23 protein-coding genes are annotated in these 22,902 nt (G+C 52.8%); 18 read left to right on the forward strand and 5 right to left on the reverse strand.

The window, feature by feature from the left end:
- The first annotated feature begins 106 nt into the window (after nt 1-106).
- Complete coding sequence (gene murJ, locus HEM79_RS00680; protein WP_001050689.1) at nt 107-1,642, forward strand: murein biosynthesis integral membrane protein MurJ; 1,536 nt, start codon at nt 107-109, stop codon at nt 1,640-1,642.
- Nucleotides 1,643-1,681: 39 nt separating this feature from the next.
- Here the strand turns inward: murJ and flgN are convergent, their stop codons facing one another.
- The 3 genes from flgN to flgA all read right to left on the reverse strand — a co-directional run bounded on the left by flgN (nt 1,682) and on the right by flgA (nt 3,131).
- Nucleotides 1,682-2,098, reverse strand: a complete 417-nt coding sequence (flgN, locus tag HEM79_RS00685) for a flagella biosynthesis chaperone FlgN (RefSeq protein ID WP_176241239.1) — start codon at nt 2,096-2,098, stop codon at nt 1,682-1,684.
- A gap of 4 nt (nt 2,099-2,102) precedes the next feature.
- Nucleotides 2,103-2,396, reverse strand: coding sequence for a flagellar biosynthesis anti-sigma factor FlgM (gene flgM, locus HEM79_RS00690; protein ID WP_000020871.1), 294 nt, complete (start codon nt 2,394-2,396; stop codon nt 2,103-2,105).
- A gap of 75 nt (nt 2,397-2,471) precedes the next feature.
- Complete coding sequence (gene flgA / locus HEM79_RS00695) at nt 2,472-3,131, reverse strand: flagellar basal body P-ring formation chaperone FlgA (RefSeq protein WP_176241238.1); 660 nt, start codon at nt 3,129-3,131, stop codon at nt 2,472-2,474.
- 153 nt (nt 3,132-3,284) lie between these two features.
- Here flgA and flgB point away from each other — a divergent pair, with 153 nt between their 5' ends.
- The 11 genes from flgB (at nt 3,285) to flgL (ending at nt 13,220) form a co-directional block, all read left to right on the forward strand.
- Nucleotides 3,285-3,701, forward strand: a complete 417-nt coding sequence (gene flgB / locus HEM79_RS00700) for a flagellar basal body rod protein FlgB (protein ID WP_000884707.1) — start codon at nt 3,285-3,287, stop codon at nt 3,699-3,701.
- A 3-nt stretch (nt 3,702-3,704) separates the two neighbouring features.
- Nucleotides 3,705-4,109: a flagellar basal body rod protein FlgC gene (gene flgC, locus HEM79_RS00705; protein ID WP_001196460.1), complete on the forward strand. Its 405-nt coding sequence runs from the start codon at nt 3,705-3,707 to the stop codon at nt 4,107-4,109.
- A gap of 11 nt (nt 4,110-4,120) precedes the next feature.
- Nucleotides 4,121-4,819, forward strand: a complete 699-nt coding sequence (gene flgD, locus HEM79_RS00710; protein ID WP_176241237.1) for a flagellar hook assembly protein FlgD — start codon at nt 4,121-4,123, stop codon at nt 4,817-4,819.
- Nucleotides 4,820-4,843: 24 nt separating this feature from the next.
- Complete coding sequence (gene flgE / locus HEM79_RS00715) at nt 4,844-6,049, forward strand: flagellar hook protein FlgE (protein WP_176241236.1); 1,206 nt, start codon at nt 4,844-4,846, stop codon at nt 6,047-6,049.
- A gap of 19 nt (nt 6,050-6,068) precedes the next feature.
- Entirely contained in the window at nt 6,069-6,824 is a 756-nt protein-coding gene (gene flgF, locus HEM79_RS00720) for a flagellar basal-body rod protein FlgF (RefSeq protein ID WP_176241235.1), read from the forward strand.
- Nucleotides 6,825-6,961: 137 nt separating this feature from the next.
- A complete protein-coding gene (flgG, locus tag HEM79_RS00725) occupies nt 6,962-7,744 on the forward strand; it encodes a flagellar basal-body rod protein FlgG (protein WP_106487221.1) in 783 nt (260 codons plus the stop codon).
- A gap of 52 nt (nt 7,745-7,796) precedes the next feature.
- A complete protein-coding gene (gene flgH, locus HEM79_RS00730) occupies nt 7,797-8,495 on the forward strand; it encodes a flagellar basal body L-ring protein FlgH (RefSeq protein WP_010351791.1) in 699 nt (232 codons plus the stop codon).
- 11 nt (nt 8,496-8,506) lie between these two features.
- Nucleotides 8,507-9,604 (forward strand): flagellar basal body P-ring protein FlgI, encoded by a 1,098-nt coding sequence (gene flgI / locus HEM79_RS00735; protein ID WP_000589294.1) that lies wholly within the window; start codon nt 8,507-8,509, stop codon nt 9,602-9,604.
- Nucleotides 9,604-10,545 (forward strand): flagellar assembly peptidoglycan hydrolase FlgJ, encoded by a 942-nt coding sequence (gene flgJ / locus HEM79_RS00740; protein WP_176241234.1) that lies wholly within the window; start codon nt 9,604-9,606, stop codon nt 10,543-10,545. Before flgI ends, flgJ begins: the two co-directional genes overlap by 1 nt.
- 65 nt (nt 10,546-10,610) lie before the next feature.
- Complete coding sequence (gene flgK, locus HEM79_RS00745) at nt 10,611-12,254, forward strand: flagellar hook-associated protein FlgK (protein ID WP_176241233.1); 1,644 nt, start codon at nt 10,611-10,613, stop codon at nt 12,252-12,254.
- 12 nt (nt 12,255-12,266) lie between these two features.
- Entirely contained in the window at nt 12,267-13,220 is a 954-nt protein-coding gene (gene flgL / locus HEM79_RS00750; protein ID WP_176241232.1) for a flagellar hook-associated protein FlgL, read from the forward strand.
- Between the two features lie 195 nt (nt 13,221-13,415).
- On the opposite strand, the gene rne is transcribed toward flgL, so the two are convergent.
- On the reverse strand, nt 13,416-16,604 hold the full coding sequence (gene rne / locus HEM79_RS00755) for a ribonuclease E (RefSeq protein WP_176241231.1): 3,189 nt from the start codon (nt 16,602-16,604) through the stop codon (nt 13,416-13,418).
- A 572-nt stretch (nt 16,605-17,176) separates the two neighbouring features.
- Between rne and rluC the strand changes: the two genes are divergently transcribed.
- The gene (gene rluC / locus HEM79_RS00760; protein ID WP_176241230.1) at nt 17,177-18,136 is read left to right on the forward strand and encodes a 23S rRNA pseudouridine(955/2504/2580) synthase RluC; all 960 of its coding nucleotides are present in this window, start codon (nt 17,177-17,179) and stop codon (nt 18,134-18,136) included.
- Nucleotides 18,137-18,252: 116 nt separating this feature from the next.
- Here rluC and yceF read toward each other — a convergent pair whose 3' ends face one another.
- Nucleotides 18,253-18,837 (reverse strand): 7-methyl-GTP pyrophosphatase, encoded by a 585-nt coding sequence (gene yceF / locus HEM79_RS00765; protein ID WP_010352275.1) that lies wholly within the window; start codon nt 18,835-18,837, stop codon nt 18,253-18,255.
- A gap of 198 nt (nt 18,838-19,035) precedes the next feature.
- Between yceF and yceD the strand changes: the two genes are divergently transcribed.
- The 5 genes from yceD (at nt 19,036) to fabD (ending at nt 22,899) form a co-directional block, all read left to right on the forward strand.
- Nucleotides 19,036-19,557 carry a 23S rRNA accumulation protein YceD gene (yceD, locus tag HEM79_RS00770; protein ID WP_001174481.1) on the forward strand — a complete coding sequence of 174 codons (522 nt, stop codon included), beginning with the start codon at nt 19,036-19,038 and terminating at the stop codon, nt 19,555-19,557.
- A 51-nt stretch (nt 19,558-19,608) separates the two neighbouring features.
- Nucleotides 19,609-19,782 carry a 50S ribosomal protein L32 gene (gene rpmF / locus HEM79_RS00775; RefSeq protein ID WP_000290727.1) on the forward strand — a complete coding sequence of 58 codons (174 nt, stop codon included), beginning with the start codon at nt 19,609-19,611 and terminating at the stop codon, nt 19,780-19,782.
- 80 nt (nt 19,783-19,862) lie between these two features.
- Nucleotides 19,863-20,933, forward strand: a complete 1,071-nt coding sequence (plsX, locus tag HEM79_RS00780; protein ID WP_000197577.1) for a phosphate acyltransferase PlsX — start codon at nt 19,863-19,865, stop codon at nt 20,931-20,933.
- A 67-nt stretch (nt 20,934-21,000) separates the two neighbouring features.
- Nucleotides 21,001-21,954, forward strand: a complete 954-nt coding sequence (gene fabH / locus HEM79_RS00785) for a beta-ketoacyl-ACP synthase III (RefSeq protein ID WP_000288127.1) — start codon at nt 21,001-21,003, stop codon at nt 21,952-21,954.
- A 15-nt stretch (nt 21,955-21,969) separates the two neighbouring features.
- Nucleotides 21,970-22,899 carry an ACP S-malonyltransferase gene (gene fabD / locus HEM79_RS00790; RefSeq protein WP_176241229.1) on the forward strand — a complete coding sequence of 310 codons (930 nt, stop codon included), beginning with the start codon at nt 21,970-21,972 and terminating at the stop codon, nt 22,897-22,899.
- Nucleotides 22,900-22,902 lie beyond the last annotated feature (3 nt).

The following is a 22,902-nucleotide window of genomic DNA, read 5'->3' on the forward strand; positions in this document are numbered from 1 at the left end:
CTGTAACATCTGGCGGTAGCAATTCACCATAATCCAGGTAGACTATTCGCCTCTTTCAGCGCCTGCCTTGCAGGCGTTTTGCCCGTGGGTCTGGATTAGAACACCGATGAATTTATTAAAATCGCTGGCCGCCGTCAGCTCGATGACCATGTTTTCGCGTGTGCTTGGCTTCGCACGTGACGCAATTGTCGCCAGAATCTTTGGCGCAGGGATGGCAACCGACGCCTTTTTTGTCGCTTTTAAACTTCCTAACTTGTTGCGCCGTATTTTTGCTGAAGGGGCATTTTCCCAGGCATTTGTACCGATTCTGGCGGAATATAAAAGCAAGCAGGGTGAAGACGCCACGCGGGTCTTTGTCTCTTATGTTTCTGGTCTGCTGACACTCGCGCTGGCGGTTGTGACGGTTGCCGGGATGCTCGCCGCGCCGTGGGTAATCATGGTGACCGCGCCGGGCTTTGCTGATACTGCCGACAAATTTGCCCTGACTACCCAGCTATTACAGATTACTTTTCCCTATATTTTGCTGATCTCTCTGGCGTCGCTGGTGGGGGCGATTCTCAATACCTGGAACCGTTTTTCGATTCCGGCATTTGCCCCGACGTTACTTAACATCAGCATGATTGGTTTTGCGCTGTTTGCCGCGCCGTACTTTAATCCGCCTGTGCTGGCGCTGGCGTGGGCTGTAACGGTGGGCGGGATCCTGCAACTGGTTTATCAGCTACCGCACCTGAAGAAGATAGGCATGTTGGTTTTGCCACGCATTAACTTCCACGATGCGGGTGCGATGCGCGTGGTGAAACAGATGGGACCGGCGATTCTTGGCGTCTCTGTCAGTCAGATCTCCTTGATCATCAACACCATTTTTGCTTCGTTTTTGGCATCCGGTTCAGTCTCCTGGATGTATTACGCTGACCGTTTAATGGAGTTCCCGTCTGGCGTACTGGGCGTGGCGCTTGGCACCATTTTGCTACCATCGCTGTCGAAAAGTTTTGCCAGCGGCAATCACGATGAATACAACCGCTTGATGGACTGGGGGCTGCGTCTTTGTTTCTTGCTGGCGCTGCCAAGCGCGGTGGCGCTGGGTATCCTTTCCGGGCCGTTGACCGTTTCACTGTTTCAATACGGTAAATTTACCGCCTTTGATGCGCTGATGACCCAGCGGGCGTTAATTGCTTACTCGGTGGGTTTGATTGGCCTGATTGTGGTGAAAGTGCTGGCTCCGGGCTTTTATTCCCGACAGGACATTAAAACACCGGTAAAAATAGCCATCGTCACGCTGATCCTGACGCAATTGATGAACCTGGCGTTTATCGGCCCGTTGAAACATGCCGGATTGTCGCTTTCCATTGGTCTGGCTGCTTGTCTGAATGCTTCGCTGCTGTACTGGCAGTTGCGTAAGCAGAAAATCTTCACCCCGCAGCCCGGCTGGACTGCGTTTCTGCTGCGTTTGTTGGTAGCCGTATTGGTGATGTCTGGCGTGCTGTTAGGCATGTTACACATCATGCCAGAGTGGTCATTGGGCACTATGCCCTGGCGCTTACTACGCTTGATGGCGGTTGTTGTCGCGGGGATCGCGGCATACTTTGCCGCGCTGGCGGTGCTGGGCTTCAAAGTTAAAGAGTTTGCCCGTCGGACGGTGTAATAATGCGTTCCGGCCTGCATTGCAGGCCGGAGAAAATCTTCAGATAGATATCTTTTTACTGCCGCGATGGGACGTTGAGGTTTGACCGTTAGCCCCGTACAGCGTCGGTTCCTGATGCGGTTTCAGCATCTCAAGCGCCTGTTGATTGCGCTCAATCTGTCCTTCCAGTAACCAGCCGTTATGTTGATTTAACTGGCGCAGTTGCTGCGTTTTCACGGTAATTTCCCGCCAACGCTGCGCGATATCGTCGCTGTTTGCAGTATCCAGTGTTTGCCGACGTAACTGCTCAAGGTAATCCAGCGTTGCCAGCAGTGAGCTTTTTTGTTCTGTAATCCATTGCAACTGGCTGCCGTTGATCTGCCCCATAGAGAGATGTTGTTGCTCTTGATCCATCACCATTTTAAGCTCGTTAAGCACTGCGGACATCTGGTCGAGGATCTCTGCAAGACGCGTCATAAGCCTATTTACTCAGTAAGTCTTGTTGTACTTCGCTGATCAGTGCGTCGGCAATTTTACCGATATCCATTTTTAGCTCGCCGTTACGAATCGCCTGTCTCAACGCTTCTACGCGTTCAAGATTGATATCACTGCTGCCTGGTTGCATCAGTTTTGCCTGCGCATCGCTTAACGTGACGCTGGTGCTGGTGGCTGCGGTCGTTTTAGTCGAGCGGGTATTGGCTACCGGCGCGTCAGTGTTTTCGCGTGGCTGAACGGTGCTTACGGGCTTCAGAGGTGAAGTGCGGTCAATACTCATGGTTTATTCCTCATTGAGGGCGCTTTTATCATTTGTTGCTTATTTATCGGCAATAGTCGGTCAATCTTTAATAGCTTACAGGTTTATAAGAATATTCCCATCAGCATCCACCACGCCACTGACCACCTGACCCGACATCATGCGGACACGAGCATTTTGCGCGACGGCGGCATTGTTCAGTGCCTGACCTTCAGCATTGGCGCTGAATCCATCGCCGCTGGCAATCACATTGACGCGTTGACCGGCTTTGACTCGCCAGGCTTGGCGCAGCATGGTTAGCTGTACAGGCTGCTCGGGCGCCAGATCGCGCAGGCTGACGGCATCAACAAGTTGATTGACATCCAGCACAGTACGCGGCGGTAAGGTGTCCAGCCGTCCGCGCTTTAGTTTGACACTGCCAGATTCCAGCTTTCCTCCCCGCACAACGGGCATCGCAGCAACCACATAATTTCCCGTGGCCTGCACATTAACCTGCAAATATCGTTTGTCGTTGCCGCAGCGTGCCAGCACATTCACATTGCCCCACAGGCGAGAATTGCTGGTCATCGACAGCAACGGCTGTTCACACGGAGGCAGTAAATGGGGCGCAGTACGAATAGAGACCCGGACTTCATCACTCAACCCTGCCAGTTGTGCGGCAAAAAAGGTTTGCAATTGTGATGTGAGATCGCCAGCCGCACTCAGCGGACTGAACAGTATCGCGATGATCGCCATACAACGCTTCATTGCCAGCATTTTCGCCTCCAGCCATTTCTACAGGCCAAATTGTACCCGCGCGCTGTGACCATCAACGGCATAAATAGCGAACCATTTTGCGTTTATTCCGCCGATAACGCGCGCGTAAAGCCTTTAAGCTGACGGCAGAATTTTGATACCTGCGGAGGAGATATGCTCGATAAGCTCGACGCCGCCTTACGTTTTCAACAAGAGGCGCTCAATCTGCGCGCCCAGCGTCAGGAAGTGCTGGCGGCAAACATCGCCAATGCCGATACCCCTGGTTATCAGGCGCGCGATATAGATTTTGCCAGCGAACTTAAAAAAGTGATGCAGCGTGGACGGGATGAAACCAGCGTGGTCGCCCTGACTATGACCTCAACGCAACACATTCCGGCGCAGGCGCTGACGCCTCCTACCGCAGAACTGCAATACCGTATTCCGGACCAGCCTTCGCTGGACGGTAATACCGTCGATATGGATCGCGAACGTACCCAGTTTGCCGATAACAGCCTGCAATACCAGATGAGCCTTAGTGCGTTGAGCGGGCAAATCAAAGGCATGATGAATGTTTTACAGAGCGGAAATTAACGGATGGCACTGCTGAATATTTTTGATATCGCCGGATCGGCGTTAACTGCTCAGTCCCAGCGTCTGAACGTGGCGGCCAGTAATCTGGCGAATGCCGACAGTGTGACTGGCCCAGACGGACAACCTTATCGGGCAAAACAGGTGGTGTTCCAGGTGAACGCCGCGCCAGGCGCTGCCACGGGCGGCGTAAAGGTTGCCGATGTCATTGAAAGTCAGGCTCCGGACAAACTGGTTTATGAGCCGGGTAATCCTCTGGCGGACGCGAAGGGCTACGTGAAAATGCCAAACGTTGATGTTGTCGGGGAGATGGTTAACACCATGTCGGCGTCGCGCAGCTATCAGGCCAACGTGGAAGTGCTCAACACGGTGAAAAGCATGATGCTGAAAACCCTCACGCTCGGTCAATAAAGGAGAAAGCCATGTCCATTGCGGTAACCACCACCGATCCGACAAATACCGGCGTCAGCACTACCAGCAGTAGTAGTTCGATCACGGGCAGCAACGCCGCAGATTTACAAAGCAGTTTTCTGACTTTGCTGGTGGCACAGCTGAAAAACCAGGATCCGACCAATCCAATGGAAAACAACGAGCTGACGTCGCAACTGGCGCAAATCAGCACGGTCAGCGGGATTGAAAAACTCAATACAACGCTCGGTTCGATTTCCGGGCAGATAGACAACAGTCAGTCGCTACAGGCCAGTAACCTGATTGGTCACGGTGTGATGATCCCCGGCACCACCATTCTTGCCGGAACCGGCAGTGAAGAAGGCGCGGTAACCACGACCACACCGTTCGGTGTTGAACTGCAACAGGCGGCAGATAAAGTCACTGCCACTATCACTGATAAAAACGGCGCGGTTGTGCGCACTATTGATATCGGTGAACTGACCGCCGGCGTCCACAGTTTCACTTGGGATGGTACGTTAACTGACGGCACAACCGCTCCAAATGGTTCTTATAACGTGGCGATTAGCGCCAGTAACGGTGGTACGCAGTTGGTGGCTCAACCGCTGCAGTTTGCTCTGGTGCAGGGCGTGATTCGCGGCAACAACGGGAACACGCTGGATCTTGGTACTTACGGCACCACCACGCTCGACGAAGTACGGCAGATAATCTAAGCCTTCACATTTCAGGAGTCAGTCATGGCCTTTTCTCAAGCGGTAAGCGGATTAAACGCTGCCGCCACCAACCTCGATGTCATTGGCAACAATATCGCCAACTCCGCCACCTATGGCTTTAAATCCGGCACGGCTTCATTTGCTGATATGTTCGCGGGTTCTAAAGTGGGACTGGGGGTAAAAGTTGCCGGTATCACCCAGGATTTTACCGATGGCACGACCACCAATACCGGACGTGGTCTTGACGTTGCTATCAGCCAGAACGGTTTTTTTCGCCTGGTAGACAGCAACGGCTCGGTGTTTTACAGCCGTAACGGGCAATTCAAACTCGATGAAAACCGCAACCTGGTGAATATGCAAGGTTTGCAATTGACGGGCTATCCGGCAACCGGCACGCCACCGACCATTCAGCAAGGGGCGAATCCGACCAATATTTCGATTCCAAATACCCTGATGGCGGCAAAAACCACCACCACGGCGTCGATGCAGATCAACCTGAACTCCAGTGATCCGCTTCCGTCTGTGACTACCTTCGATGCCAGTAATGCGGATAGCTATAACAAAAAAGGCTCGGTGACTGTTTTCGATAGTCAGGGCAATGCTCACGACATGAACGTCTTTTTTGTGAAGACCGGGGATAATAACTGGGATGTTTACACTCAGGACAGCAGTGATCCAACAGGCACAGCGAACCACGCAACGACGCTAGCGTTTAATGCCAATGGCATATTGACTTCGGGGGGGACAGCGAACATTACCACCGGCGCAATCAATGGCGCAGATCCTGCCTTATTCTCGTTAAGTTTCCTCAATTCTATGCAGCAAAATACCGGCGCGAACAACATTGTGGCAACCACCCAGGACGGCTACAAACCTGGCGATTTGGTGAGCTATCAAATCAACGATGACGGCACGGTAGTCGGTAACTATTCCAACGAACAAACCCAGTTGCTGGGGCAGATTGTACTGGCGAACTTTGCCAACAACGAAGGTCTGGCATCCGAAGGCGATAACGTCTGGTCTGCGACGCAATCTTCTGGCGTGGCGCTGTTAGGCACTGCCGGAACGGGGAATTTTGGCAGTCTGACCAACGGCGCGCTGGAAGCGTCCAACGTCGATCTCAGCAAAGAACTGGTCAATATGATTGTCGCCCAGCGTAACTATCAGTCTAACGCCCAGACCATCAAAACCCAGGATCAGATCCTTAACACGCTGGTTAACTTACGCTAATCGCTGACGGGATAGCTCAATGGATCACGCAATCTATACCGCAATGGGCGCCGCCAGCCAGACGCTGAATCAACAGGCGGTGACCGCCAGTAATCTGGCAAATGCCTCGACACCGGGCTTTCGCGCGCAGTTAAACGCCTTGCGCGCAGTGCCGGTGGAAGGGCTTTCTCTGCCCACGCGCACGTTGGTAACGGCGTCAACGCCGGGTGCAGACATGACGCCTGGCAAGATGGATTACACCTCGCGCCCGCTGGATGTCGCATTACAGCAGGACGGCTGGCTGGCCGTGCAGACTACTGACGGCAGCGAAGGGTATACGCGTAATGGCAGCATTCAGGTTGATCCCACCGGGCAACTGACGATTCAGGGGCATCCGGTGATTGGCGAGGCGGGACCGATTGCCGTGCCGGAAGGGGCAGAAATCACTATTGCCGCCGATGGCACTATTTCGGCGCTGAATCCCGGCGATCCGGCAAATACCGTCGCGCCAGTGGGTCGTCTGAAACTGGTGAAAGCCACGGGCAGTGAAGTACAGCGTGGTGATGACGGTATTTTTCGTTTAAGTGCGGAAAGCCAGGCCACGCGTGGCACGGTGCTGCAGGCTGACCCGACGTTGCGCGTGATGTCGGGCGTACTGGAAGGCAGTAACGTCAATGCCGTTGCGGCGATGAGCGACATGATTGCCAGCGCGCGGCGTTTTGAAATGCAGATGAAGGTGATCAGCAGCGTCGATGATAACGCAGGCCGTGCCAACCAACTGCTGTCGATGAGTTAATTGAACGATTGATGACATTGCAATAAAAGCGCGCGGACTGTTCCCTCGCCCCTTTGGGGAGAGGGTTAGGGAGAGGGGAAATTCGCACCGTCGCGTGCTTTTGCTCTGCTTGTCAGCAATCCACCACAGGACATTTTATGATCAGTTCATTATGGATCGCCAAAACGGGTCTCGACGCCCAGCAAACCAATATGGACGTTATTGCCAACAACCTGGCAAACGTCAGCACCAACGGTTTTAAGCGCCAGCGGGCGGTGTTTGAAGATCTGCTTTATCAAACCATTCGCCAGCCTGGCGCGCAGTCTTCCGAACAAACTACCTTACCATCCGGGTTGCAAATCGGCACCGGTGTGCGTCCGGTCGCCACTGAACGTTTACACAGTCAGGGCAATCTGTCGCAAACCAATAACAGCAAAGATGTTGCCATCAAAGGGCAGGGTTTTTTCCAGGTCATGCTGCCGGATGGTTCATCAGCCTATACCCGTGACGGCTCTTTCCAGGTGGATCAGAACGGGCAACTGGTGACGGCCGGTGGCTTTCAGGTGCAGCCAGCAATCACCATTCCGGCGAATGCGTTAACTATCACCATTGGTCGTGATGGCGTGGTAAGCGTTACCCAGCAAGGTCAGGCGGCGCCGGTTCAGGTTGGGCAACTCAATCTCACTACCTTTATGAACGACACCGGGCTGGAGAGTATTGGTGAAAACCTCTACACCGAAACGCAATCCTCCGGCGCGCCGAATGAAAGCACACCGGGTCTGAACGGTGCAGGGCTGTTGTATCAAGGGTATGTTGAAACATCTAACGTCAACGTGGCGGAAGAACTGGTCAACATGATCCAGGTACAGCGTGCCTACGAAATCAACAGTAAAGCGGTATCCACCACCGATCAGATGCTGCAAAAACTAACGCAACTCTAAGGCATAACCGGTGGCAGGTTCACCGGTTTACTGATTTTTGAAGATGATAGCCATGCAAAAAAACGCTGTGCACACTTACGCCATTTCCAGCTTGTTGGTGCTTTCACTATCCGGCTGTGCCTGGATACCCTCCACCCCATTGGTGCAGGGGGCGACCAGTGCACAGCCGGTTCCCGGACCGACGCCTGTTGCCAACGGTTCTATTTTTCAGTCTGCCCAGCCGATTAACTATGGCTATCAACCGCTGTTTGAAGATCGCCGGCCGCGCAATATTGGTGACACGCTGACCATTGTGTTGCAGGAGAACGTCAGCGCCAGCAAGAGTTCCTCCGCTAATGCCAGCCGCGATGGCAAAACCAGCTTCGGTTTTGATACCGTGCCGCGCTATTTGCAGGGACTGTTTGGTAACGCCCGCGCCGATGTCGATGCCTCTGGCGGCAATAGTTTCAACGGTAAAGGCGGTGCTAATGCCAGCAATACCTTTAGCGGCACATTAACAGTGACGGTCGATCAGGTGCTGGTCAACGGTAACCTGCATGTGGTGGGTGAAAAACAGATCGCCATTAATCAGGGCACTGAATTTATTCGCTTCTCCGGCGTGGTCAATCCACGCACCATCAGCGGCAGCAATACCGTACCGTCTACTCAGGTGGCGGATGCGCGCATTGAGTACGTGGGTAACGGCTACATTAACGAAGCGCAAAATATGGGCTGGTTACAGCGTTTCTTCCTTAACCTGTCGCCAATGTAAGTGAGGCTGTGGTGATTAAATTTCTCTCTGCGTTCATTCTTCTGCTGGTTGCGACGGTGGCGCAGGCCGACCGTATTCGCGATCTCACCAGCGTTCAGGGCGTACGGCAAAACTCGCTGATCGGTTATGGCCTGGTCGTTGGCCTGGATGGTACAGGCGACCAGACGACCCAGACGCCGTTTACCACTCAAACGCTTAATAACATGCTCTCGCAGTTGGGAATTACCGTTCCGACTGGCACCAATATGCAACTCAAAAACGTGGCTGCGGTAATGGTGACGGCGTCGCTTCCACCATTTGGTCGCCAGGGGCAAACCATCGACGTGGTGGTTTCTTCTATGGGGAACGCCAAAAGTCTGCGTGGCGGCACGTTGTTGATGACCCCGCTTAAGGGCGTTGATAGCCAGGTGTATGCGCTGGCGCAGGGCAACATTCTGGTTGGCGGTGCGGGCGCATCGGCGGGAGGCAGCAGTGTCCAGGTTAACCAACTGAACGGTGGACGGATCACTAATGGTGCGATTATTGAGCGCGAATTGCCCAGCCAGTTTGGCGCTGGCAATACCCTCAATTTGCAGCTAAATGAGGAAGATTTCACCATGGCGCAGGAAATTGCCGATACCATCAACCGCACACGTGGATACGGTAACGCTACGGCGTTAGATGCGCGGACTATTCAGGTACGCGTGCCGAGTGGCAACAGTTCCCAGGTGCGTTTCCTTGCCGATATCCAGAATATGCAGGTTAATGTCATCCCGCAGGACGCCAAAGTGATTATTAACTCGCGTACTGGTTCAGTGGTGATGAACCGTGAAGTGACGCTGGACAGTTGCGCGGTAGCGCAGGGGAATCTCTCGGTTACGGTAAATCGTCAGGCTAACGTGAGCCAACCAGACACACCGTTTGGTGGCGGGCAGACCGTGGTAACGCCACAAACCCAGATCGACTTACGCCAGAGCGGCGGTTCGCTGCAAAGCGTACGTTCCAGCGCCAGCCTCAATAACGTGGTGCGCGCGCTCAATGCGCTGGGCGCTACGCCGATGGATCTGATGTCCATACTGCAATCAATGCAAAGCGCGGGATGTCTGCGGGCAAAACTGGAAATCATCTGATGATTAGCGACAGCAAACTACTGGCGAGTGCCGCCTGGGATGCGCAATCGCTTAACGATCTGAAAGCGAAAGCGGGCGAAGATCCTGCGGCAAATATTCGCCCGGTTGCCCGCCAGGTGGAAGGGATGTTCGTGCAGATGATGCTGAAAAGTATGCGTGAAGCCCTACCGAAAGAGGGTCTGTTCAGCAGCGAGCACACTCGTCTCTACACCAGTATGTATGACCAGCAGATTGCCCAACAGATGACGGCGGGAAAAGGTCTGGGACTGGCGGAGATGATGGTTAAGCAGATGACGCCAGAACAACCACTGCCAGATGAAGCGACGCCAGCGGCACCGATGAAATTCCCGCTCGAAACCGTGATGCGTTATCAAAATCAGACGATTACGCAGCTGGTGCAAAAAGCCGTGCCACGCAACTACGATGATTCGCTGCCTGGTGACAGTAAAGCATTTCTCGCCCAACTCTCATTGCCCGCCCAACTGGCAAGCCAGCAAAGCGGTGTGCCACATCATCTGATCCTCGCCCAGGCTGCGCTGGAATCAGGCTGGGGTCAACGGCAAATTCGTCGTGAAAATGGTGAACCAAGCTATAACCTGTTTGGCGTCAAAGCCTCCGGCAACTGGAAAGGACCGGTGACTGAAATTACCACCACCGAATATGAAAACGGCGAAGCGAAAAAAGTGAAGGCGAAGTTTCGGGTTTACAGCTCTTATCTTGAAGCATTGTCGGATTATGTTGGACTGTTAACGCGTAATCCGCGTTACGCTGCCGTGACGACCGCCGCAAGCGCCGAGCAGGGGGCGCAGGCATTACAGGACGCGGGATATGCTACCGATCCTCACTATGCCCGCAAACTCACCAATATGATTCAACAGATGAAATCGGTAAGCGACAAGGTGAGTAAAACCTACAACATGAGTATCGATAATCTGTTCTGAACAACTCAAGTCCGGCGGGTGTCTGCCGATAATGCTCTGTAATTGAAAGCTTATAAGGAACCTCCATGTCCAGCTTGATCAATAACGCCATGAGCGGACTTAATGCGGCTCAGGCGGCGTTAAATACGGCGAGTAATAATATTTCCAGCTATAACGTTGCCGGATATACCCGTCAAACGACCATTATGGCGCAGGCCAATAGCACTCTGGGTGCAGGCGGCTGGGTTGGCAATGGCGTCTACGTTTCTGGCGTGCAGCGTGAGTACGACGCCTTTATTACCAACCAGTTACGTGCGGCGCAGACCCAGAGTAGCGGCCTGACTTCCCGCTATGAACAGATGTCGAAAATCGACAATATGCTCTCTGGCAGCACCACGTCGCTGGCAACACAGATGCAGGACTTCTTCACCAGTCTGCAAACGCTGGTCAGCAACGCGGAAGATCCAGCAGCACGTCAGGCGCTGATTGGTAAATCAGAAGGGCTGGTGAATCAGTTTAAAACCACCGATCAGTATCTGCGCGACCAGGACAAACAGGTCAATATCGCGATAGGTGCCAGCGTTGACCAGATCAACAATTACGCTAAACAAATCGCCAGCCTGAACGATCAAATCTCACGCCTGACAGGTGTGGGGGCAGGGGCGTCACCCAACGATCTCCTGGATCAACGCGATCAACTGGTGAGTGAATTAAACCAGATTGTTGGTGTAGAAGTCAGCGTTCAGGATGGCGGCACTTATAACATCACGATGGCCAATGGTTACTCGCTGGTACAAGGTAGCACGGCGCGCCAGCTTGCGGCAGTACCGTCCAGCGCAGATCCTTCTCGTACCACGGTCGCTTATGTTGATGGGACAGCGGGCAATATTGAGATCCCGGAGAAATTGCTGAATACCGGGTCGCTGGGCGGCATTCTGACATTCCGTTCTCAGGATCTGGACCAGACGCGTAATACGCTTGGACAACTGGCGCTGGCATTTGCCGAGGCTTTCAATACCCAACATAACAAGGGATTTGATGCCAATGGTAAGGAAGGGCAGGATTTCTTTGCCGTCGGGAAGCCGGTTGTACTGGAGAATACTAAAAACCAGGGTAACAGCGCGATTAGCGCCACCGTGACCGATGGCTCCGCCGTGCTGGCGACAGATTATAAAATTTCCTTTAGCAACGATCAGTGGCAAGTCACCCGCCTTGCCAGCAATACCACTTTTCCGGTGACGCCTGATGCTGACGGTAAAGTCACGTTTGATGGTCTGGAGTTGACGTTTACTGGCACACCAGACGCTAACGACAGCTTTACGCTGAAACCGGTAAGCGATGCCATCGTCAACATGGATGTTTTAATCACCGATGAAGCAGAAATCGCCATGGCGAGTGATAAAACGGCTGGTGAGAGCGACAACCGCAATGGTCAGGCGCTGCTGGATTTGCAAAGCAACAGTAAAACGGTGGGCGGGGCGAAATCCTTTAACGACGCCTATGCCTCGTTGGTCAGCGACATCGGTAATAAAACCGCTACGTTGAAAACCAGCAGTACTACGCAGGGTAATGTGGTGACGCAGCTTTCTAATCAGCAGCAATCTATTTCCGGCGTCAACCTCGACGAAGAGTACGGCAACCTGCAACGTTTTCAGCAGTATTACCTGGCGAATGCGCAGGTTTTGCAGGCGGCGAACGCCATTTTTGATGCGCTGATTAACATTCGCTAAGGGAGAGAAAAAATGCGTTTCAGTACTCAAATGATGTACCAGCAGAATATGCGCGGTATCACCAGTTCTCAGGCGGAATGGATGAAGTACGGCGAACAGATGTCGACGGGTAAGCGAGTCATTAACCCTTCAGATGATCCCATTGCTGCATCACAAGCCGTAGTGCTCTCACAAGCGCAGGCGCAAAACAGCCAGTACACGCTGGCGCGTACTTTTGCCACTCAAAAAGTGTCACTGGAAGAGAGCGTGCTTAGCCAGGTGACCACTGCTATCCAGAATGCTCAGGAGAAAATTGTCTATGCCAGCAACGGCACCTTGAGTGACGATGACCGGGCATCGCTGGCAACGGATATTCAGGGGCTACGTGACCAGTTGTTGAATCTGGCGAATACCACTGACGGTAACGGGCGCTACATTTTTGCGGGTTATAAAACAGAAACCGCGCCGTTTAGCGAAGAGAAAGGTAAATATGTCGGCGGAACAGAAAGTATTAAGCAACAGGTCGATGCTTCGCGTTCGATGGTGATAGGGCATACCGGCGACAAAATTTTTAATAGCATTACCAGTAATGCTGTAGCGGAACCAGACGGTAGCGATTCTGAAACCAATCTTTTTGCCATGCTGGATAGCGCCATTGCGGCGCTTAAAACACCTGTTGCGGATAGTGAAGCGGATCAAGAAACCTCCGCTGCGGCGTTAGATAAAACCAACCGTGGCCTGAAAAACTCGTTGAATAATGTGCTCACCGTACGCGCGGAATTAGGCACGCAGCTGAACGAGCTGGAGTCGCTGGATTCTTTAGGTAGCGATCGCGCTTTAGGCCAAACGCAGCAGATGAGTGATTTGGTTGATGTGGACTGGAACGCGACTATTTCATCTTACATCATGCAGCAAACGGCATTGCAGGCGTCGTACAAAGCGTTTACTGATATGCAGGGGTTATCGCTTTTCCAGCTCAACAAATAAGCACTTTTTCAAACATATCATGAAACTGGGTATGTTTTGTCTGCCTGCTCTGGGATCGCCGGGGCGGGCATTTTTTTTGCCTGATTTGAGTAGTTGGCTAGTAAGAATGCCATTTGATGAATTTGAATCTGTTGATTCAAAGATGAAATAAAAAGCCCCGGCGGTTGCCAGGGCTTGATTACTTTGAGCTAATGATTACTCAACAGGTTGCGGACGCGCAGGAGCGGCAGAGGCATGATGCGTTGCCGTATGACCACCTGCGGCACCTTTACCTTCGAAGGCAAAAGTAGGGCGCTGCCAGTCACTGTGACGCGGTGCTTCCGGAACATATTCCGGTGCCGGAGCGCGTGTCATCGGCGCGGTAGCGTGGTTATGCTCAGCTGCGACCTCAGGTTCAACAGCGGCTACCGTTTCAACTTCTGCTGCGACTTCAGCGACCACAGGTGCGGCAGGTTGAGCGACAACTTCAGGTTCGGCAACCACAACCTCGGCAGTTTCAGCCACTTCTTCAATATCTGCCGTCTCTTCCTGTGGTTCAACTACCGGCTCCGCATGTTCTGCAACGTCCTGCGCTACAGCAACATCAGCCTCGGCAATCACCTGTGGCTGTTCAGTTACCGCTGCGGCAATCACTTCAGGATGCGTCGTTTCAACCACTTCCGGTTGCGCTTGTACAACCTGAGCCGGTGCTTCTACGGTTTCGGTCACTTCTTCAATAACCGGCGCGGCAACGACGGGTTCGACAGCGGCGGCGACAGGGACTTCAGTTACCATCGGCTGAATCTGTACTTCTTCCTGTTCGCGTTGCTCTTCAACCTGTACATCTTGCGGACGTACAACCGGATAGCGAATCCAGACTTTGCCAGAGGCTAGTTCCGGAGACGCGCACGCTACGGTTAACGGCATTGGTGACTGAACCGGATAACGCTCATCACGATAGCGGCGGCGACGCTGACCACTCACGCGCAGGTGGCGCGGCGAGCGGCGAGAACGACGCGGCATACCACCGTTGTCACGGTTATCGGCATTGTTCTCTTCTTGTTGTTGTTCCGGCGCAGTTTGTGCAACGACTGGCAATGGTACTTTCACCAGTTCAGTACGCTGGGCAGGCGCTTCCTGCATAACAGGTTCGGCGGCGACGGTTTCTTCAACCACCGGTGCAGCTACTACTTCTTCCGCAACGCTTTGCTCGTAACGCACTTTCTGATTTAGCTGGCGCTGTTTACGACGCGGCTGAACCGGACGTACACGCTCCTCCTGTTCGGTTTCCTGAACAGATTGCTCTTCAACATTCAGTGCCTTCGCTTCTTGTTGTACCTGACGTTTATCATCGTTGCGGCGACGACTACGCTCACGACGCGGTGCTTGCTGCTCGTCGGTGGTACGCGCTTTTTCCGTTACATCAGTCTGCTGACGGCTCTCACGCGTCTCGGCAGTCTGCTGCTGTGACTGGCGACGATTACGACGGTTTTCTTCGCGATTATCGCTACCCTCTGTACGTTCGCTACGCGTGTCGCGGCGTTCATTACGGTCACGGCGATTATTCTGACGAGGCTTACGGCGATCCTGCTGACGTTCCGGTTTCGCTTCTGCTTTCGGTGCAGGCTGCTCGGTTGGTTTGGTTTCTTCACCACCGCTGAACAGCGATTTCAGGGCGCTGAATAGACGGCTTAACAGGCCTGGTTGGGCAGGAGCCGCAGGCGTAGTCGGCGCTGCTTTAGGCGCCGGAGCTGCTGCAGGTGCTACAGGTTCAGCCAGGGCTGGAGCAGGTGGCACATCCGGCATGGCAAAAGTTGCCAGTGCAGGTTGTTCCGGACGTTTACGCTCCGCAAACTCTTCTTCTGACGGCAGCGCCATTGCTTCTTCATGCAGCTTCGGCAGCATGTAGCTTAAGGTCGGCGTCTCTTCCCCTTTACGCACGCGCAGTACGTGGTAGTGCGGAGTTTCCATCTGATCGTTTGGTACAATCACACAGCGCACGCCGTCCTGACGGGTTTCAATTGCATTTACCGCAGAACGTTTTTCGTTCAGCAGGTAAGAGGCAATAGGGACAGGAACAATAGCGTGGACTTCCTGAGTGTTCTCTTTCAGGGCTTCTTCTTCAATCAGACGCAGAATAGAGAGCGACAGGGACTCATTATCACGCACGGTGCCAGTACCAGAGCAACGCGGGCAGACGTGATGGCTGGATTCACCCAGCGACGGGCTCAGGCGCTGACGGGACATCTCCAGCAGGCCAAAGCGAGAGATATGGCTGATTTGAATACGCGCACGATCCTGACGTACTGCTTCACGCAGACGGTTTTCCACCGCGCGCTGATGGCGTACTGGCGTCATGTCAATGAAGTCGATAACAATCAGACCGCCGAGGTCACGCAGGCGTAGCTGGCGAGCAATTTCATCGGCAGCTTCCAGGTTGGTGTTAAACGCGGTTTCTTCGATATCGCCGCCGCGAGTTGCACGAGCGGAGTTGATGTCGATGGCGGTTAACGCTTCGGTGCTGTCGATAACAATGGAGCCACCAGACGGCAGACGGACTTCACGCTGGAAAGCGGACTCGATCTGCGATTCGATCTGGTAGTGGCTGAACAGCGGAATTTCACCCGTGTACAGTTTGATTTTGCTGCTGAAATCCGGGCGACCTAATGCAGCGATATGCTGACGCGCCAGTTCGAGTACTTTCGGGTTATCAATAAGGATTTCGCCGATGTCCTGGCGTAAGTAATCGCGGAATGCGCGAACGATAACATTGCTCTCCTGATGAATCAGGAACGGAGCAGGGCGACTTTCAGCGGCTTTTTTGATTGCTTCCCAGTGTTTCAGACGGAAGCTTAAATCCCATTGCAGCGCCTCAGCAGATTTGCCGACGCCTGCGGTGCGCACGATAAGTCCCATGCCTTCAGGCAGTTCGAGGCTCGCCAGTGCTTCTTTTAATTCGGTACGGTCGTCGCCTTCGATACGGCGAGAAATGCCACCCGCGCGCGGGTTGTTCGGCATCAGAACCAGATAGCTACCTGCCAGGCTGATAAAGGTGGTCAGTGCTGCGCCTTTGTTGCCGCGCTCTTCTTTATCGATCTGAACAATAACTTCCTGACCTTCGCGCAACACATCTTTAATGTTAGGACGGCCATGAGCACTGTAGTTAGCAGGGAAATATTCGCGGGCAATTTCTTTTAGTGGGAGGAAACCATGACGTTCAGCGCCGTAATCAACAAAAGCAGCTTCCAGACTCGGTTCAATGCGGGTGATTTTACCTTTGTAGATGTTCGCCTTTTTCTGTTCATGCCCTGGACTTTCGATATCCAGATCATACAGACGCTGCCCATCTACAAGGGCAACGCGCAACTCTTCCTGCTGAGTTGCGTTGATTAACATTCTTTTCATCGTAACTTACTCATTATTCTTACATTGACGACTAAGCTGCGGGCAAAGTAACGCCTTTCCGGGTGTGAACCGATGGCCTCGTGTCTAGTCGCGTCGCCAACCTCACGGTTATCGTCAGCTCAAAGAGGCGCAGAGTGTCGGTTGCCCGTTTTTCATGTGGAAAAACAGCGCAATTATCAGAGAAACAGACTGGGTATTACTCTCCAGAAATATTTCCATCTACCGGTAAGGACTGCAACCCGCAGCCCGCTAACTGCCTGAAAGATCAATACGTCTTACGCCATTGCTGCGTTGATGATCGGTCGGGCAAAATGGGGTATTCCGTAAAATTTCTTGTTTTAACAAGGTTGGACACGGAAACGTTCTCATTATTCCACTGCAAGCCTTGTTATAGCAAGATGACTTTTACCATTTATCACCCACTTACTCACAGTTTTTTCACTTCTTGCTGGCGATTGGTTTAATAACCATCAATTAAGTGATTGCACTGGGAAGTAATAAGGTGCAGAACTAAATATAAGCATAGAAAAATGAGTGGCGCGAATCCTGTTGGCTATTTAGAATCGCCCACCATGAAAACAGAGACTCCATCCGTAAAAATCGTTGCTATCACCGCTGATGAAGCGGGGCAACGTATCGACAACTTTTTGCGTACCCAATTGAAAGGCGTACCAAAAAGTATGATTTACCGTATTTTGCGTAAAGGCGAAGTGCGGGTGAACAAAAAACGTATTAAGCCTGAATATAAACTCGAAGCCGGTGATGAAGTGCGTATTCCGCCGGTTCGCGTTGCCGAACGGGAAGAAGAGGCCGTTTCGCCGCATCTGCAAAAAGTGGCGGCGCTGGCGGACGTCATCTTATATGAAGATGATCATATCCTGGTGCTCAATAAACCCTCAGGTACGGCGGTGCATGGCGGCAGTGGTTTAAGTTTCGGCGTTATTGAAGGGCTGAGGGCGTTGCGCCCGGAAGCGCGATTCCTTGAACTGGTGCATCGACTCGACCGGGACACTTCAGGTGTATTGCTGGTAGCGAAAAAACGTTCGGCGTTACGTTCTCTGCATGAGCAATTACGTGAAAAAGGGATGCAAAAAGATTACCTGGCGCTGGTACGCGGTCAGTGGCAGTCGCACGTGAAGAGTGTTCAGGCTCCGCTGCTGAAGAATATTCTGCAAAGCGGCGAACGTATTGTGCGTGTGAGCCAGGAAGGTAAACCGTCAGAAACGCGCTTCAAAGTGGAAGAACGCTATGCGTTTGCCACGCTGGTTCGTTGCAGTCCGGTTACCGGACGTACACACCAGATCCGTGTGCATACTCAATACGCTGGTCATCCGATTGCGTTTGATGATCGTTACGGCGATCGTGAGTTTGATCAACAGCTCACTGAGACTGGAACGGGGCTGAAGCGTTTGTTCCTGCACGCGGCAGCATTGAAGTTTACCCATCCGGGAACGGGTGAGGTGATGCGTATCGAAGCGCCGATGGATGATGGTCTGAAGCGTTGTTTGCAGAAACTGCGTAATGGGCGTTAATACAAGCATATAAGCCAGATATAAAAGGCGATAGGCCTGATAAGACGTTTACGCTGCATCAGGCTGCCAGAACCGATTGCCGGATGCGGCGTAAATGCTTTATCCGGCAGACAAAACTACCCCATCAGTGGGTTTTTCCCTTCCCGACGTAACATCTGACAGAGCGCGATGAGCGGCAAACCAACCAGCGTGTTAGGGTCACGTCCTTCTAAACGCTCGAATAGCGTAATGCCAAACCCTTCACTCTTAAAACTGCCAGCGCAGTGCAGGGGATGTTCTTTACGCACGTAATTATCAATCTCCGCCTCGCTTAAGTGGCGGAAATGAACGTCAAAAGGTTCCACTTCCGTTTGCAGATGCCCGCTCGCCGAATTAAACAGCGCCAGCCCAGTATAGAAGGTGACAATATTGCCGCTGGCTTTGCGTAATTGCAGACGCGCATTTTCTTCCGTTAACGGTTTACCGGTGATTTCGCCATCAAGAACACACACCTGGTCTGAACCAATAATTAAATGAGAGGGATAACGTGATGCTAAGGATTGCGCTTTTTCTTGCGCCAGCCGGAGCACCAGCTGGCGCGGCGATTCATCGCTATGCGGGGTTTCGTCGACCTCCGGGGCGGCACATTCGAAAGAGATTTGTAGTTTTTCAAGTAGGGCGCGGCGCCAGGGCGAAGTGGAGGCTAAAATAAGTTTAGACATATTTTTTTCCATCAGATATAGCGTATTGATGATAGCCATTTTAAACTATGCGCTTCGTTTTGCAGGTTGATGTTCGTTATCAGCACTGAACGAAAATAAAGCAGTAACCCGCAATGTGTGCGAATTATTGGCAAAAGGCAACCACAGGCTGCCTTTTTCTTTGACTCTATGACGTTACAAAGTTAATATGCGCGCCCTATGCAAAAGGTAAAATTACCCCTGACTCTCGATCCGGTTCGTACGGCTCAAAAACGCCTTGATTACCAGGGTATCTATACTCCTGATCAGGTTGAGCGCGTCGCCGAATCCGTAGTCAGTGTGGACAGTGATGTGGAATGCTCCATGTCGTTCGCTATCGATAACCAACGTCTCGCAGTGTTAAACGGCGATGCGAAGGTGACGGTAACGCTCGAGTGTCAGCGTTGCGGGAAGCCGTTTACTCATCAGGTCTACACAACGTATTGTTTTAGTCCTGTGCGTTCAGACGAACAGGCTGAAGCACTGCCGGAAGCGTATGAACCGATTGAGGTTAACGAATTCGGTGAAATCGATCTGCTTGCAATGGTTGAAGATGAAATCATCCTCGCCTTGCCGGTAGTTCCGGTGCATGATTCTGAACACTGTGAAGTGTCCGAAGCGGACATGGTCTTTGGTGAACTGCCTGAAGAAGCGCAAAAGCCAAACCCATTTGCCGTATTAGCCAGCTTAAAGCGTAAGTAATTGGTGCTCCCCGTTGGATCGGGGATAAACCGTAATTGAGGAGTAAGGTCCATGGCCGTACAACAGAATAAACCAACCCGTTCCAAACGTGGCATGCGTCGTTCCCATGACGCGCTGACCGCAGTCACCAGCCTGTCTGTAGACAAAACTTCTGGTGAAAAACACCTGCGTCACCACATCACTGCCGACGGTTACTACCGTGGCCGCAAGGTCATCGCTAAGTAATCACGCATCTGCGTGATGAAGCTTAGTGAGGATTTTCCCCAGGAAACTGGGGAAAGACCAAACCGGGCGGCGACGATACCTTGACACGTCTAACCCTGGCGTTAGATGTCATGGGGGGCGATTTTGGCCCTTCTGTGACAGTGCCTGCAGCTTTGCAGGCACTGAACTCTAATTCGCAACTCACTCTTCTTTTAGTCGGTAACCCCGACGCCATCACGCCATTACTTGCTAAAGCTGATTTTGAACAACGTTCGCGTTTGCAGATTATTCCTGCGCAGTCAGTTATCGCCAGTGATGCCCGGCCTTCGCAGGCTATCCGCGCCAGTCGCGGTAGCTCAATGCGCGTGGCGCTGGAGCTGGTGAAAGAAGGTCGAGCGCAAGCCTGTGTCAGTGCTGGCAATACCGGGGCGCTGATGGGGCTGGCTAAATTATTACTCAAGCCCCTGGAGGGGATTGAGCGCCCGGCGTTGGTGACGGTGTTACCGCATCAACAAAAGGGCAAAACGGTGGTTCTCGATTTAGGAGCCAACGTCGATTGTGACAGCACAATGTTGGTGCAATTTGCCATTATGGGCTCAGTTTTGGCTGAAGAGGTGGTGGAAATTCCAAATCCTCGCGTGGCGTTGCTCAATATTGGTGAAGAAGAAGTAAAGGGTCTCGACAGCATTCGGGATGCCTCAGCGGTGCTTAAAACAATCCCTTCTATCAATTATATCGGCTATCTTGAAGCCAATGAGTTATTAACTGGCAAGACAGATGTGTTGGTCTGTGACGGCTTTACAGGAAATGTCACATTAAAGACGATGGAAGGTGTTGTCAGGATGTTCCTTTCTCTGCTGAAATCTCAGGGAGAAGGGAAAAAACGGTCGTGGTGGCTACTGTTATTAAAGCGTTGGCTACAAAAGAGCCTGACGAGGCGATTCAGTCACCTCAACCCCGACCAGTATAACGGCGCCTGTCTGTTAGGATTGCGCGGCACGGTGATAAAAAGTCATGGTGCAGCCAATCAGCGAGCTTTTGCGGTCGCGATTGAACAGGCAGTGCAGGCGGTGCAGCGACAAGTTCCTCAGCGAATTGCCGCTCGCCTGGAATCTGTATACCCAGCTGGTTTTGAGCTGTTGGACGGTGGCAAAAGCGGATCTCTGCGGTAGCAGGACGCTGCCAGCGAACTCGCAGTTTGCAAGTGACGGTATATAACCGAAAAGTGACTGAGCGTACATGTATACGAAGATTATTGGTACTGGCAGCTATCTGCCCGAACAAGTGCGGACAAACGCCGATCTGGAAAAAATGGTGGATACCTCTGACGAGTGGATTGTCACTCGTACTGGCATCCGCGAACGCCACATTGCCGCGCCAAACGAAACCGTTTCTACCATGGGCTTCGAAGCGGCGACGCGTGCAATTGAAATGGCGGGCATTGATAAAGACCAGATTGGCCTGATCGTTGTGGCAACAACCTCTGCCACGCACGCCTTCCCGAGCGCAGCATGTCAGATTCAAAGCATGTTGGGCATTAAAGGTTGCCCGGCGTTTGACGTTGCTGCAGCCTGTGCAGGTTTCACCTACGCGTTGAGCGTAGCCGATCAATATGTGAAATCTGGTGCGGTGAAGTATGCTCTGGTCGTCGGTTCCGATGTACTGGCGCGCACCTGCGATCCAACAGATCGTGGGACCATTATCATTTTTGGCGACGGCGCGGGCGCTGCGGTACTTGCTGCCTCTGAAGAGCCTGGAATTATCTCCACGCATCTTCATGCCGATGGCAGCTATGGTGAATTGCTGACATTGCCTAACGCCGACCGTGTGAATCCAGAAAATTCAATTCATCTGACCATGGCGGGCAACGAAGTCTTCAAGGTTGCGGTAACCGAGTTGGCGCACATCGTTGATGAGACGCTGGCGGCAAATAACCTTGATCGTTCCCAACTGGACTGGCTGGTTCCGCATCAGGCGAACTTGCGTATTATCAGCGCGACGGCGAAAAAACTCGGCATGTCTATGGACAATGTTGTCGTGACGCTGGATCGACACGGTAATACCTCGGCCGCTTCTGTGCCTTGTGCACTTGATGAAGCTGTACGCGACGGGCGTATTAAGCCTGGACAGTTGGTTCTGCTTGAAGCCTTTGGCGGTGGGTTCACCTGGGGCTCCGCGCTGGTTCGTTTCTAGGATAAGGATTTAAAGATGACGCAATTTGCATTTGTGTTCCCTGGACAGGGCTCTCAAACCGTTGGAATGCTGGCTGATATGGCGGCGAGCTATCCTATTGTCGAAGAAACGTTTGCTGAAGCCTCTGCGGCGCTGGGCTACGACCTGTGGGCGCTGACTCAGCAGGGGCCTGCCGAAGAACTGAATAAAACCTGGCAAACCCAGCCTGCGCTGTTGACTGCATCTGTTGCGCTGTACCGTGTGTGGCAGCAGCAGGGCGGTAAAGCACCGGCGATGATGGCCGGTCACAGCCTGGGTGAATACTCCGCGCTGGTTTGCGCTGGTGTGATTGATTTTGCTGATGCAGTGCGTCTGGTTGAGATGCGCGGCAAGTTTATGCAAGAAGCCGTACCGGAAGGAACGGGCGCTATGGCGGCAATCATCGGTCTGGATGATGCGTCTATTGCGAAAGCGTGTGAAGAAGCTGCAGAAGGTCAGGTGGTTTCTCCGGTAAACTTTAACTCTCCGGGGCAGGTCGTTATTGCCGGTCATAAAGAAGCGGTTGAGCGTGCAGGTGCAGTCTGTAAAGCTGCGGGCGCAAAACGTGCGTTGCCGTTGCCAGTGAGCGTACCGTCTCACTGTGCGCTGATGAAACCGGCTGCCGACAAACTGGCTGTTGAATTGGCGAAAATCACCTTCAATACCCCAACCGTTCCGGTTGTGAATAACGTTGATGTGAAATGCGAAACCAATGGCGATGCTATCCGTGATGCGCTGGTACGTCAGCTGTATAATCCGGTTCAATGGACGAAATCTGTTGAATACATGGCAGCGCAAGGCGTTGAACATCTTTATGAAGTGGGACCAGGCAAAGTGCTTACTGGCCTGACAAAACGCATTGTCGACACCCTGACCGCCTCGGCGCTGAACGAACCTTCAGCGATGGCAGCGGCGCTCGAGCTTTAAAAG

The sequence above is a fragment of the Escherichia sp. 93.0816 genome, assembly GCF_013368855.2.
Classification (GTDB): Bacteria; Pseudomonadota; Gammaproteobacteria; order Enterobacterales; family Enterobacteriaceae; genus Escherichia; species Escherichia ruysiae.

Excerpts from the sequence above, each read along its gene's own strand:
- murJ (WP_001050689.1), top strand. The coding sequence starts at position 107 with ATGAATTTATTAAAATCGCTGGCCGCCGTCAGCTCGATGACCATGTTT.
- flgN (WP_176241239.1), bottom strand. The coding sequence starts at position 2,098 with ATGACGCGTCTTGCAGAGATCCTCGACCAGATGTCCGCAGTGCTTAAC.
- flgM (WP_000020871.1), bottom strand. The coding sequence starts at position 2,396 with ATGAGTATTGACCGCACTTCACCTCTGAAGCCCGTAAGCACCGTTCAG.
- flgA (WP_176241238.1), bottom strand. The coding sequence starts at position 3,131 with ATGCTGGCAATGAAGCGTTGTATGGCGATCATCGCGATACTGTTCAGT.
- flgB (WP_000884707.1), top strand. The coding sequence starts at position 3,285 with ATGCTCGATAAGCTCGACGCCGCCTTACGTTTTCAACAAGAGGCGCTC.
- flgC (WP_001196460.1), top strand. The coding sequence starts at position 3,705 with ATGGCACTGCTGAATATTTTTGATATCGCCGGATCGGCGTTAACTGCT.
- flgD (WP_176241237.1), top strand. The coding sequence starts at position 4,121 with ATGTCCATTGCGGTAACCACCACCGATCCGACAAATACCGGCGTCAGC.
- flgE (WP_176241236.1), top strand. The coding sequence starts at position 4,844 with ATGGCCTTTTCTCAAGCGGTAAGCGGATTAAACGCTGCCGCCACCAAC.
- flgF (WP_176241235.1), top strand. The coding sequence starts at position 6,069 with ATGGATCACGCAATCTATACCGCAATGGGCGCCGCCAGCCAGACGCTG.
- flgG (WP_106487221.1), top strand. The coding sequence starts at position 6,962 with ATGATCAGTTCATTATGGATCGCCAAAACGGGTCTCGACGCCCAGCAA.
- flgH (WP_010351791.1), top strand. The coding sequence starts at position 7,797 with ATGCAAAAAAACGCTGTGCACACTTACGCCATTTCCAGCTTGTTGGTG.
- flgJ (WP_176241234.1), top strand. The coding sequence starts at position 9,604 with ATGATTAGCGACAGCAAACTACTGGCGAGTGCCGCCTGGGATGCGCAA.
- flgK (WP_176241233.1), top strand. The coding sequence starts at position 10,611 with ATGTCCAGCTTGATCAATAACGCCATGAGCGGACTTAATGCGGCTCAG.
- flgL (WP_176241232.1), top strand. The coding sequence starts at position 12,267 with ATGCGTTTCAGTACTCAAATGATGTACCAGCAGAATATGCGCGGTATC.
- rne (WP_176241231.1), bottom strand. The coding sequence starts at position 16,604 with ATGAAAAGAATGTTAATCAACGCAACTCAGCAGGAAGAGTTGCGCGTT.
- rluC (WP_176241230.1), top strand. The coding sequence starts at position 17,177 with ATGAAAACAGAGACTCCATCCGTAAAAATCGTTGCTATCACCGCTGAT.
- yceF (WP_010352275.1), bottom strand. The coding sequence starts at position 18,837 with ATGTCTAAACTTATTTTAGCCTCCACTTCGCCCTGGCGCCGCGCCCTA.
- yceD (WP_001174481.1), top strand. The coding sequence starts at position 19,036 with ATGCAAAAGGTAAAATTACCCCTGACTCTCGATCCGGTTCGTACGGCT.
- rpmF (WP_000290727.1), top strand. The coding sequence starts at position 19,609 with ATGGCCGTACAACAGAATAAACCAACCCGTTCCAAACGTGGCATGCGT.
- fabH (WP_000288127.1), top strand. The coding sequence starts at position 21,001 with ATGTATACGAAGATTATTGGTACTGGCAGCTATCTGCCCGAACAAGTG.
- fabD (WP_176241229.1), top strand. The coding sequence starts at position 21,970 with ATGACGCAATTTGCATTTGTGTTCCCTGGACAGGGCTCTCAAACCGTT.